The organism is Nonomuraea sp. B208 (genome assembly GCF_057536035.1).
This window is the reverse complement of the sequence record NZ_BAAJOU010000033.1, coordinates 1-11,034: the sequence shown is the minus strand read 5'-3', so window position 1 is coordinate 11,034 and position 11,034 is coordinate 1. Positions and strand designations below refer to the sequence as shown.

Here is an 11,034-nt window from a genome sequence, read left to right as displayed (position 1 = left end):
GTCCCTTGTGAAGCACGGGTACACCAACAGCACATTCGGCGACGGGGCCCTGGTCGTGAAGTGCTACCAGGGCCCCGAGGCGGCGTTCAGGCTGAGCACGGAGAGCAGATACCTGCGCCGCCTGCGCGGCCGCATCCCGGTCCCCCGCGTTCACAAGATCACCGCCGACAGCCTGACCACCCGCTTCGTCTCCGGCGAGCACGGCCAGGACCTCCTGGACGACGGCCACGCCGTCGAGGTGCTCACCGAGTGCGGCCGGATCCTCGGCGGCATCCACCGCCTGGGGATCGTCCACGGCGACTACGGCCCCCAGAACATGCTCTTCGACCCGGCCACCTTCCGCACCACCGCGATCCTCGACTGGGAGTGGGCGCACCCGGGCCGGCCGGTCGAGGACCTCGCCTGGTGCGAGTGGATCATCCGCAGCCACCACCCGGAGCACGTGCCGCTGCTGGAGCACTTCTTCGCCGCCTACGACGGGTTCGTCCCCGACTGGACGGAGCGGCAGGCGGCCATGCTCGCGCGCTGCCGGGCACTGCTCGACTTCTGCGCGCGCTGGGAGCCGGGCGGCGACGGCGAGAAACTCTGGCTCCACCGCCTCGACACCACCACCGCCTGGTCGGAGTGACCCCCTCTCACCCCGCGCCGGCCAGCCGGGCCAGCTCGGCCTCGTGCGCTCGGGCCATCGTGGCGGCGAGCCGCCGCACCTCCTCGGATGCCCCCGAACGCCGCTCCCCCTCGGCGACCAGCACGAGCTGATCGAGGTACGCCCGTACCAACGGGACGAACCGCCGATCGAACTTCTTCCCCCGCAGCCCCCGCAGCGCCTCCAGGTCATCGGCGGTCGGCATCCCGGGCATGTCATGGCCGGCATGCGGATTCTCCCCCGCATTCCGGGGGAGCAGCGCACGCAACCGCTCCCGCCCCTCCCCGTGCTCCTTCGCCAGCCGTCCCGCCAGCTCCACGAGTTCAGGGGAGGCGGAACGGCCGGGTGCGAGCGCGAGCATCGGCAACGCCCGCGCGTGCAGCGCCTCGGCGAGCTGCAACCAGGCGACGTCGGTGGCGTTGAAGGGTGAGCCTGAGCTCGCCACCGTACCGCCGGCCGTGGCGCCGCAGCCTCCCACCAGCAGCGACAGCACGAACGCCGCCGACACCCACGCCCTCACCATGAGGAACACGGCACCTAGACCGGCCGCCCGTCCGCGCCGCACTTCACGACCGGACGGATGCAGTCACGCACCCGGCGCTCCATCTCCGCCTGCGGCCAGGCGTTGAAGAAGTCGCCGTGCATCGTGTACCCGCCGCCGGAAGCCAGCCGGAAGTGCGACGGGTCCCCGCTGACCGGATACCGGATGACCTGCCGCAACTTCGGCACCGGCACCGGATGCGTGCTCGGGCACGCCCCCGCCACCGGGTACGCCATGTGGCTCTTGTGGTCGGCGGAGTCGAGGTCGCGCCCGTTCCAGCACTGCGGGAAGTCCAGGTACGACTCCAGCATCGTCCCGCTCGGGCACGTCACGAAGTCCTTGGACGGCGGCACCTGCCCGGCGTGCAGACACGACCACCGCGCGATGGACGACCCGTCCCCCGGCCCGGTCGCCTTGGCGTTCCCCGCGACGATCCGCAGCCCCAGCGGAAGCGGCTGCGTCCGCGCGACGATGTCGTCCCGGACGCCCTCCCCCAGGTAGTAGAACGTGATGATGGCCGGCTCGACCGGCGCCCCGTCCCGGTAGAAGGTCGGCACCCAGTACGACGACTTGTCCACGGCCGGGTTGCAGTTGGTGGCACCATTCTGCAGATCGGCGAGCGTGGTGGAGGCGTTGGTGACCCGGCTGCCGAAGAAGCTGTGCATGTGCGAGGCCCCGGGCAGCCCGGGGAAGACGATCGGATCGTCCGGCAGCCGATGGCTGAACGGGCAGTCGGCGAGGAACTCCGCGACCCGGACGACCTGCGCGTCCACCGGCCGCGGGGCGACGGCGAACGTGGCGAGCAGCACGGACAGGAGGGCGAGCAGTCGCGTGACACGCATGGCGGCTCCCTTGGGGGGTGGGCGATCGTTTCGAGAGAGCGCTCCCTTGACCAGAAGACTGCTCGCCCACTTGACGGCTGTCAAGAACCCCGTTAACCACCATGAAACCCGCACATACTCAAGTAGCGCTCCCCTTGGCCGGTCCGATCCGCTGTGGGGAGCGCTCTCTCAGTGGAAGGGGATAGGCACCGCTACCCCTCACTCAATACGTAAAGCAGCGCGTTCATACTGGTCCCGCCCACGATGTCGCGCTTGTCGATCAGCCGCCGGATCTCCGCGAGCGGCACCCACTCGACGCGCTCGGCCTCCCATGCCTCGGTCGGCGGCCCGATGTGCCGTGCGTTGTCGGCGCGGAAGATGTGGTGCTCGGAGTCGGAGATGCCGTTGGTCGGCTGGGTGTAGAGCAGGGGCCGCAACGGGCCGGGCCGCCAGCCGGTCTCCTCTTCGACCTCACGCGCGGCGGCCGTGATCGGCTCCTCGCCTTCCTCGATCTTGCCGATGGGAATCTCCCAGCCCCAGGTGTCGGTGATGAAGCGGTGCCGCCAGATGAGCAGTACGCGATTCTGCTCGTCGATGACGACGGCACCCGCTCCGGGCGCGGTACGGATGAGCCGGTGGTCGAGATGCCTCCCGTCCGGAAGCTCCACGTCGGCCACCCGGACGTCGAGCCAACGGTCGGCGTAGAGAGCTTCTTCCGAGTGAACCTGCCAGCGCATACCGCCGCTCCCCTGGGTGGACACCTGGACCGGCACCACGCTACAAGGGGATGCCCACCTGCTGCCTCGCCCTGGCGACGAACGCGTTGACCGGTCGCGTGTCGTGAGCACTCAAGGCCATCGTCACCGACTTGATGCGCTCGGCAAGGCGCTCGGACTCCATGCCCTCGGTGCAGTCGAGCATGGCCTCCGCGATGAAGACTGACTGCTCCAGCTCGCCGCGCTCGGCCAGGATCAAGGCGAGAGTCGCCTGCCTATGAGCCTGCCCTCGCAGATGGCAGGCGCCGGCCAGCCGTAGGGCCTCCTCGGCGTACTCCTGAGCAGGTGTCAGGTCGCCGAGACGCCGCAGGGCCTCGGCGTGCTGGCACTCAAGCAGACCAGGCTGTACGTAACCGGTCTCCGGCGGCTCTTCTCCTCGCTGAATCCGCCCGGCGGTGGTCTCCGCCAGGCGCATGTGCGCGTGACAGCTCGCCCGATCGCCGACACGCGCGTACGCCTTCGCCTGGAGAATGTGCAGGTCCGTCGCAAGGGCAGGGCTCAGATGACCCCGCGCTCCCCGCAGTGCCGTCTCGCAGTACTGGATGACGCGCGGGTAGGTCGCCTGCGCCATCGCCTGGTTCGCCAGCAGCGCGATCACATAGCCGCCGAAGGCCAGGTTGCTTGACGCCTTGGCCATCCTGAGCGCATGGAACAGATAGCGCTGCGACAGCGCCTGCCTGTCGGAGTCGTACGCGCAGACACCGGCCAGCGCGACGAGCCCACCGGCGGCCCTGAGCAACTGCCTGCCGACCTCGTCGTCATGGCTTCCCCTGAGCAACGGCGTCACGCTGACATTGAGAAAGGTCACGAGCCGAGGCCGTACGGGAACGCCGCCCACTCTGCGGTACATCTGCTCGTAGCGCACGCGCACGTTCTTGAGCGCCTCCACATCATCCATCGACACCGATCGGGGACCCTGCCGGGACACGTCGATCTCATGCGGTGGGTTCTCCCACTCGAAGACAGGTGCGATGGCCGCCGCTCCCTCGACCATCGGCCCCCCCACCGGAAGGACCTTGTCGGTGAGGTCGCCCCGCCATAAGGCCACGGCCTGGTCGACGGCCTTGGGCAGCTCCAGCCCGAAGCCGTCACCCGCCGTCCTCGCCATCCCGATATCCGCCAGATGAAGAACCCTGCCGATCCTGGCTCCGATGATCTCGCAGATGATCTCAGGGACATCGCCTCTTGGAGTGGCGTTGTCCCTGATCCACCTTGCTACGGCGGTGTGGTCGTACCGCGTGGGCCGGCGCGTTGTCGAGGTGGCTCTGTTGATGCGCGCGGCCAGACCCGCATGCGAGATGCCCGCCTCTATGAGCAACGAGTCCAGCAAGATGTTCGGCTCACCCACTGCCGGCCCCCTCCGCCTGGTGACGCCATGTCCGGAGTGTAAGCAGTCAGTCACACAACGAACAGAGGGGGTCACGGTCGGCCAGGTCACAGCTCCGTCGCATTCACACGGGGTGTGAAGAGCCCTCCACCTCGTGTCCCGAGCACACGCTTATGGAGGAGGTGTCGAGCGAAGTCCACTTGCGTCGTGACCCGAAACCAAGTTGCGATCACAACGCCCCCGTTCCCCCTGGGTGCTGCCCGCGACATGGGCAACGCCCTCCAGGCACTCGGTGTCCCTGCCGACGTTCACGCCGGGTACGGTCTGGCCCTGGTCTCCGTCTGGGTGGGCCTCGTCGTCTGGTGCGACGGCGAGCGCTACTGGTGGCGGACAGGCTGGGACGCACACCGTAAGCGAGCCATCTACGCCTGGCACTCGGCCTTCGAGCCTGAACGAGCTGCCCGCCGCGTCGCCTTTCGATACGCAGAACTCCGCAGGAGTCCTCTCTCCGAGCCGGCCGGTTGACCCTCCAGGCTCCACAGGCAGGAAACCGGACAACGATCGTCCGCCTGCTCCACAGCAATCCGAGAACCCGCGCCTACCATGCTCTCCTCATCGGGCGGCGCGGGACAGTGACCTGCATCCATGCTCACGGCGGTCATGCCCTGATCGCCCTTGACGGCGACGAGTACGACCTCCCCTTTGGAGTCCGTCGCTGGTCCGTACACGTGGATGACCTCGCCGTCGAACCCGAGCCCCCTCCGAGGAGGCCATCAGCACCCGAATATCGAGCAGGGATCTCCGGCAGAGGTCACAAGGCCACCTTGCACGCCGTACCCGTCGGGACGTCAACCACCCTCTGCGCGCAGCGGGCGCGACCTCTGCCGGTCTGTCACTGGTCAGTGCCGTTCCCTCGGCTCTCTCCCCGGGCCTGCGCCGAGTGCGCCGCCCACGTCCTGGTCAGCCCTTGATGCAGATGAGCTGGCGCAGGTGGGCGACGACCTCGACCAGGTCGGTCTGGGCCGCCATCACCGACTCGAGGTCCTTGTACGCCCCCGGAATCTCGTCCAGCACCCCCGCGTCCTTCCTGCACTCCACCCCGAACGTCTGCTCCTGCAGATCCTTCAGGGTGAACGTCTTCTTCGCCTTGTTGCGGCTCATCTTGCGGCCGGCCCCGTGCGAGGCCGAGTTGTACGCCAGCCCGTTCCCCAGCCCCTTGACGATGTACGTCCCGGTGGCCATCGAGCCCGGGATGATGCCGAGGTCGCCCGAGCCGGCCCGGATCGCGCCCTTGCGGGTGACGAGCACGTCCACGCCCTCGTAGCGCTCCTCCGCCACGTAGTTGTGGTGGCAGGAGATGGGCTGGTCGAAGGTGACGCCCGGCAGGTGGCGGCGGAGGACGTCGCAGACCAGGCCCATCATGAGCGCCCGGTTGCGGCGGGCGTAGTCCTGGGCCCAGTAGAGGTCGCGGCGGTAGGCGTGCATCTCCGGCGTGCCGCCGAGGAAGACGGCGAGGTCGCGGTCCACCAGGTCCTGGTTGTGCGACAGGCCGCGGGCGACGCCGATGTGGTGCTCGGCCAGCTCCTTGCCGATGTTGCGGGAGCCGGAGTGGAGGACGACCCAGACGGTGCCCTCGTCGTCGGAGCAGACCTCCAGGAAGTGGTTGCCGCCGCCGAGGGTGCCCATCTGCGCCTCGGCCCGCTCGCGGCGGGCGCGTACCGCCGGGGCGAGGTCGTCGAAGCTCTTCCAGAACTCGGCCCAGCCGGCCGTACGCATCCCGAAGATCTTGCCGGGGTCGACCGGGCGCTTGTGGTGCGAGAAGCCGACCGGCACCGCCTGCTCCAGCTTCCCGCGCAGGTAGGCGAGGTTGTCCGGGAGCTGCGAAGCCTTGTACGAGGTCTTGACCGCGCTCATCCCGCAGCCGATGTCCACGCCGACGGCGGCCGGCGAGACGGCCTCGCGCATGGCGATGACCGACCCGACCGTCGCGCCCTTGCCGTGGTGGACGTCGGGCATGACGGCGACGCCGTGGACCCAGGGGAGGTTCGCGACGTTGCGCAGTTGCTGCATCGCCTGCGGATCGACGGCCTCTGGCTCCGCCCACATCCTGAGCGGATGCCTGGTCCCGGTCACCTCGTGGTACGTCATCGCGTGTCGCCTCCTCTCGCTGGTCCAACTGGAACGCGATCTATCAGGCCAGACATCCCATACCCGCCGCAACCGAATTAGGCGCGGTCAACACGGACTCAACGCAGGCTCAACACCTGGTCGCCTACGTTCCTCTCGTCACCGAGCCGAGAGGACCCGACATGAACCTGCCTCGCCGCCACCTCACGACGGCCGGCGTCGTCGCCGGCACCGCGATCATCGTCTTCGGCGCGCTTCCCGCCCAGGCCGCCACCGCCGACAGCGCCCTGGTCGAGGCGTACCTGGCCGCCATGCCCGGCGGAACGAGGGTGAGCAGCAACGAGATCGTCTGGGACGGCGGCGACGTGCGCGTGGTGCTCGCCGCCACCGCCAAGGCGTGCAAGAAGGGCTACTACTGCGTGTACGAGCACCAGTACTGGCGCGGCGCCATGGGGTCGTGGCGCGCCTCGGCCAAGAACTGCAAGAAGTTCGAGTTCACGGGGCCCTGGCGGGACCGGGTCTCGTCGTTCTGGGCGCGCGGCACCTGCCCGTCCGACAACTACTTCCTGAAGAACAAGAAGAAGCTCCAGCCCGACCCGTTCGAGCCGTTCGTCGGCAAGAAGGCGTACGTCCGCTTCAACGACGCCTACGACTACGCCGCGCGCGGCTACACGGGCTGACCGCCGGCGGGGACGGCGGAAGGGCGGCCGGGCAGGAGCGGGACGGCGGCCAGGACGAGTGCGATCATGACGACGGACATCCAGGCGACGTGGTGGAAGCCGGTCATCGCGTCGCCGGCGGTCTGCAGGACGAGCGTGACGAGGGCGACGCCGAGGGCCGCGCCGAGCTGGTTGAGCATGTAGAGCACGGAGCTGCCCTGCGCCACCAGCGGCGCCGGCAGCGTCCGGTAGAGGGAGCCCATCGTCGGCGCGCTGAAGCAGCCGCTCCCCAGGCCGAACGCGAAGGCCGCGAGCACCGGCCACACCTCGGGCGTGTCCGCCCCGACCTGAGTGAGGGCGAACGCGCTCAGCAGGGACCCGATCGCTCCCGCCGTGGCCAGCCCGCGGGCGCCGATCCGGTCCGACAGCCGCCCGGCCAGCGGCATGGCGAGCGAGCCGCCGAGCCCGATCGGGGTCATGAGCAGCCCGGCGGCGAGCACGCCGTGGCCGTGGGCCTGCTGGTAGTACAGCGGCAGGGCGAACAGCGCGGCGTACAGGCCGAGGCCGCCGATCCCCATGATCGCGACGCTCGCGCAGAACCCCCGCCCGGCGAACAGCCGCAGCTCGATCAGCGGCGCGGCGGCCCGCCGGGCGTGCAGCCCGTAGCCGAGCAGCAGCGCGGCCCCGAGCGCGAGCGGCAGCAGCGCCTGCCAGGCCGCGACGCCGCCCTGCTCCGCCGTCTGCGACAGCGCCAGCACGACCGCCGCGAAGCCCGGCCCGAGCATTGCCAGCCCGAGCACGTCGAGCCGCCCCGCCACCGCATCCGGGGCGGCGGCGTCGGCGGGGAGCACGCGCCGCGCCAGCACGTACGCGACCGCCGCCAGCAGCACGCTGAGCAGGAACATCCACCGCCACGACAGCCCGTTCAGCACCACTCCGCCCGCGATCGGCCCCAGGACGGGCCCGAGCGACAGGACCACGCCCATCAGCCCCATCACCCGTCCGGCGCGGTGCGGCCCGGCGGCGCGGGCCAGCAGGATCAGCACGAGCGGGTCGAGCAGCCCGGCCCCGAACCCCTGGAGCACGCGGAAGCCGATCAGCGCGCCGACGTTCCAGGCCAGCCCCGCCCCGAGCGAGCCGGCCGCGAACAGCACCAGCCCGGCCAGCCACAGCCGCCGGCCGCCGAACCGGTCGACGGCCCAGGTGGTGAACGGGATCGTGGCGGTCACCGCCAGCAGGAACCCGGTGGACGTCCAGCCGACCGTGCTGAGCGAGGTGTCGAAGATCCGCGCGAGGGTGCCGGTGGCGACGGCGGCCATCGTGCTGTTGAGGATGCCCAGCAGGCCGCCGAGCAGCACGACGCCGATCACTGCCGTCAGCCGACCGCCCAGACGGTCGGCGGTATTTGAACTCATGGGTTCAACATAGTGATCTCATGCGTATGCATGCAACAGCTCGGTCCATTGACTTGAACCGACGAGTACAATCAGGCTATGGACAGCACCACGCGGGGCCGGATCGACAAGCGGCAGGCGATCCTGGAGGGGGCGTTCACGGTGTTCGCCCGTCAGGGCTACGCGCAGGCGTGCGTCCAGGAGATCGCCGCCGAGGCGGGCGTGGCCAAGCCGACGGTCTACAACCACCTGTCCGACAAGGCCACGCTGTTCAGGCACGCGATGGAGGCGAGCGCCCGCACGGCGCTGGAGGAGCGGCTGGCCGCGCTGGAGCCGCTGGCGCGTCCGGGGGACGACCTCGCCGCCACCCTGACGGACGTCGGCCACGCGCTGCTGCGCCTGCACGCCGGCGGCCGCTCGTGCGCGCTGCGCCGCCTCCTCTACGCCGAGATCGCCCACTTCCCCGACCTGCTGGAGATCACCACCCAGTACGGTCCCGACCGGCTCAACCAGGCACTCGCCGACCGGCTGGCCAGGCTCACGCTCGCCGGCCGGCTGCGCGCCGCCGAGCCCGACCTGGCCGCCGAGCAGTTCACGTCCCTGCTGCTCGGGCCCCTGGAGGCCAGGACCAGGCTCGGCACCCGCACCCTGGAGGACGCCGAGCTGCGCGAGCTGGCCGAGGCGGCGGTGCGGACGTTCCTCACCGCCTGGGGGTGAGGGGTCAGCGGCGCGGCGCGGCGGACGTCCAGCCCGCCTCCAGCACCGCGACCGAGTTGAACACCGAGCCCGGCTCCAGGCCCGCCTGGAGCCCGCCGGGCTTGACCACGACGTTCTCGTTGGCGAGCCCGCGGCCGGTCGCCTCGTCGAAGACCAGCCGGTTGCGCAGCACCGCGCCGCCCTTGATCCGCTCCTCGATCGAGACGGCGGTGCCGGTGCGGCCCTCGGCGTCCGTAATGTCCTCGGTGACCTCCACCGTGTCGAGCCCGGCCAGCATCCGGAACGCCGCGCCGCGCACCTTCGGCGTCACCGGCATGTCGGTGATCAGCCCGGCGCTGACCTTGAACAGCCACACGTCCGAGGCCATCGGCACGCCGTCCGACTCCGTGTCGTGCCCCTCGTACGAGCGCAGCAGCCACGCGCGCAGCGCCTCGGGCTCGTCAGGCAGCCCGCGCAGGTCCTTCATGGTGACGTTGCGGCCCAGCCAGAACACCTTGTCCCCGTCCACGAGCGGGCTGCGGTCGGTCCTGACCTTCCCCGGAGCGGCCGGCATCGTGAGCGCCCCCCGCTTGCCCGGCACCTTGACCTCGAACTCGGCCGGCGACCCGGCCGCCTCCCACGCCTGACGGTCCGCCTCGCTGGCGGGGGCCGCGCCGAGGGACTGGCCGCGGCTCCACTGCTCGCCGCCCGTGGCCCGGGGCGTCCACATCTCGTCGCGGCCGCGCGACTCGACCCGGTAACCCCCGGTCGCGGTGAACAAGGTGCGGGTCACGGTCGCCGTGTGCCACCAGTCGCCCTCGGCCTCGGCCTGCCGGCCGGCGTTCGCGGCGGCGGCGAGCAGCACCTCCCGCGCCGACAGGCGCGTCTTCTCCGCGACGGCCGGCGCGTTCTCCGTCGCCGCGACGGCGGGCGCCCGCGGTGGCGGGGTCGCGCCGCCGCCCGGCAGGACGACCGCCGCCGCCGCGACGGCCGCCGCCGCCGCCCCGGCCAGCGCCAGCCCCCACGCGGGGCGGAAGGCCGGACGTCGCCGCCGCTCCCCCTGTCGCGGCCGGGACATCGCGTACGCCAGCTCGGCCGCCCGCGTGCGCCCGTCCACCGGACGGTCGCCGAGATGGGCGGGCCGGGCGGCCCTGAGCTCGTCGATCGGGTTCATGACCACTCCTGGGTGAGGTTCCTTACGGGGGACAGGGGCGCCGGCGCGGGATGCTGAACGGCCCGCTCCAGCCGCTTGCGGGCCCGGTGCAGGCGTACCCGGAAGGCCGCCGACGAGCAGCCCACGACCCGGGCCGCCTCCTTCGGCGACAATCCCTGCCAGGCCACCAGCAGCAGGATCTCCCTGTCGTCGTCGGACAGCTCGGCCAGCGCCCGCAGCACCCCCAGGCGCTCGGTCACCTGCTCGGCCACGTCCCCTTCGGTCCAGGAGCGCAGCTCGGCCGCCAGCGCCTCCCTGCGGGCCTCGGCGCGCACGTTGTCGCGCAGGACGTTCCGCGCCACGCCGAGCAGCCACGGCAGCGCCGGCTCCGGCACGTCCCCGAACCGCCGCCAGGCGATCGCGAACGTCTCGCTCACCACCTCGTCGGCCACCTGCCGGCCCGCCCGGCTGACCACGTAGGCCCAGACGCGTTGCCGGCATTCGTCGTACATGCCGGTGAACCGGTCCGTATCATCCGCCACCGCCCAGCCCCTTCGTTCGGATGCGTTCCACTGACACCACGAAGTGGTCCGAACGGCCCCTTTGTTACACCCCGCCCGGCACGACGGCCGGCTCGCCGCAGCCCGCGACGGCGGCCAGATCGACCAGCAGGACGTCTCCTCTGCGCCGCGCCAGGTCCACGAGGTCCGGCTGAAACCCCTCCATCGAGAACAGCGCCAGCACCGCCTTCCCCGCGTCGTGCCCCTGCTCGGCCAGCAGCGCCTTCAGCCGGTCGAGCCGGTCGAGGTCCGCGACGCTCCGCCGGAGCAGCGTGGCCTTCGCCTCCCCCACGAGGGCGATCTCGGCCCGCCCCGCCCGCTTGTCGAGGGCGAC

11 protein-coding genes and 1 pseudogene are annotated in these 11,034 nt (G+C 71.0%); 3 read left to right on the top strand and 9 right to left on the bottom strand.

All coding sequences use genetic code 11. The features are described 5' to 3' along the window. Nucleotides 1–7: 7 nt before the first annotated feature. Nucleotides 8–628, top strand: coding sequence for a phosphotransferase (locus tag AC27IY_RS45445; RefSeq protein ID WP_344210696.1), 621 nt, complete (start codon nt 8–10; stop codon nt 626–628). 7 nt (nt 629–635) lie between these two features. Here AC27IY_RS45445 and AC27IY_RS45440 read toward each other — a convergent pair whose 3' ends face one another. The 5 genes from AC27IY_RS45440 to AC27IY_RS45420 form a co-directional block, all read right to left on the bottom strand. Then, complete coding sequence (locus AC27IY_RS45440) at nt 636–1,169, bottom strand: DUF305 domain-containing protein (RefSeq protein WP_487181773.1); 534 nt, start codon at nt 1,167–1,169, stop codon at nt 636–638. A 14-nt stretch (nt 1,170–1,183) separates the two neighbouring features. Continuing rightward, a complete protein-coding gene (locus tag AC27IY_RS45435; RefSeq protein WP_344210700.1) occupies nt 1,184–2,029 on the bottom strand; it encodes a DUF1996 domain-containing protein in 846 nt (281 codons plus the stop codon). A 191-nt stretch (nt 2,030–2,220) separates the two neighbouring features. After that, nucleotides 2,221–2,745 carry an NUDIX hydrolase gene (locus tag AC27IY_RS45430; protein WP_487181910.1) on the bottom strand — a complete coding sequence of 175 codons (525 nt, stop codon included), beginning with the start codon at nt 2,743–2,745 and terminating at the stop codon, nt 2,221–2,223. 40 nt (nt 2,746–2,785) lie between these two features. After that, nucleotides 2,786–4,132, bottom strand: coding sequence for an NsdA family TPR-like regulatory protein (locus tag AC27IY_RS45425; protein ID WP_487181772.1), 1,347 nt, complete (start codon nt 4,130–4,132; stop codon nt 2,786–2,788). 939 nt (nt 4,133–5,071) lie between these two features. Further along, on the bottom strand, nt 5,072–6,259 hold the full coding sequence (locus AC27IY_RS45420; protein WP_487181771.1) for an RtcB family protein: 1,188 nt from the start codon (nt 6,257–6,259) through the stop codon (nt 5,072–5,074). Between the two features lie 161 nt (nt 6,260–6,420). Here AC27IY_RS45420 and AC27IY_RS45415 point away from each other — a divergent pair, with 161 nt between their 5' ends. Continuing rightward, nucleotides 6,421–6,918 (top strand): peptidase inhibitor family I36 protein, encoded by a 498-nt coding sequence (locus tag AC27IY_RS45415; protein ID WP_487181770.1) that lies wholly within the window; start codon nt 6,421–6,423, stop codon nt 6,916–6,918. Here AC27IY_RS45415 and AC27IY_RS45410 read toward each other — a convergent pair. Next, entirely contained in the window at nt 6,906–8,312 is a 1,407-nt protein-coding gene (locus AC27IY_RS45410) for a DHA2 family efflux MFS transporter permease subunit (RefSeq protein ID WP_487181769.1), read from the bottom strand. The genes AC27IY_RS45415 and AC27IY_RS45410 overlap by 13 nt on opposite strands. Before the next feature lie 78 nt (nt 8,313–8,390). Here AC27IY_RS45410 and AC27IY_RS45405 point away from each other — a divergent pair, with 78 nt between their 5' ends. Continuing rightward, nucleotides 8,391–9,008 carry a TetR/AcrR family transcriptional regulator gene (locus AC27IY_RS45405; RefSeq protein WP_487181768.1) on the top strand — a complete coding sequence of 206 codons (618 nt, stop codon included), beginning with the start codon at nt 8,391–8,393 and terminating at the stop codon, nt 9,006–9,008. Nucleotides 9,009–9,012: 4 nt separating this feature from the next. Here AC27IY_RS45405 and AC27IY_RS45400 read toward each other — a convergent pair whose 3' ends face one another. From AC27IY_RS45400 to AC27IY_RS45390, 3 genes and pseudogenes are all read right to left on the bottom strand, one after another. Further along, nucleotides 9,013–10,161: a CU044_5270 family protein gene (locus AC27IY_RS45400; protein ID WP_487181767.1), complete on the bottom strand. Its 1,149-nt coding sequence runs from the start codon at nt 10,159–10,161 to the stop codon at nt 9,013–9,015. Next, nucleotides 10,158–10,682 (bottom strand): RNA polymerase sigma factor, encoded by a 525-nt coding sequence (locus AC27IY_RS45395; RefSeq protein ID WP_487177783.1) that lies wholly within the window; start codon nt 10,680–10,682, stop codon nt 10,158–10,160. Before AC27IY_RS45395 ends, AC27IY_RS45400 begins: the two co-directional genes overlap by 4 nt. 64 nt (nt 10,683–10,746) lie before the next feature. Next, nucleotides 10,747–11,034, bottom strand: a pseudogene (locus AC27IY_RS45390) (ATP-binding protein); the annotation flags it as partial.

What these genes read in the sequence shown, in the direction of transcription:
- AC27IY_RS45440 (WP_487181773.1), bottom strand. Translation starts at nt 1,169, where the DNA reads ATGGTGAGGGCGTGGGTGTCGGCGGCGTTCGTGCTGTCGCTGCTGGTG.
- AC27IY_RS45435 (WP_344210700.1), bottom strand. Translation starts at nt 2,029, where the DNA reads ATGCGTGTCACGCGACTGCTCGCCCTCCTGTCCGTGCTGCTCGCCACG.
- AC27IY_RS45430 (WP_487181910.1), bottom strand. Translation starts at nt 2,745, where the DNA reads ATGCGCTGGCAGGTTCACTCGGAAGAAGCTCTCTACGCCGACCGTTGG.
- AC27IY_RS45420 (WP_487181771.1), bottom strand. Translation starts at nt 6,259, where the DNA reads ATGACGTACCACGAGGTGACCGGGACCAGGCATCCGCTCAGGATGTGG.
- AC27IY_RS45415 (WP_487181770.1), top strand. Translation starts at nt 6,421, where the DNA reads ATGAACCTGCCTCGCCGCCACCTCACGACGGCCGGCGTCGTCGCCGGC.
- AC27IY_RS45410 (WP_487181769.1), bottom strand. Translation starts at nt 8,312, where the DNA reads ATGAGTTCAAATACCGCCGACCGTCTGGGCGGTCGGCTGACGGCAGTG.
- AC27IY_RS45405 (WP_487181768.1), top strand. Translation starts at nt 8,391, where the DNA reads ATGGACAGCACCACGCGGGGCCGGATCGACAAGCGGCAGGCGATCCTG.
- AC27IY_RS45400 (WP_487181767.1), bottom strand. Translation starts at nt 10,161, where the DNA reads ATGAACCCGATCGACGAGCTCAGGGCCGCCCGGCCCGCCCATCTCGGC.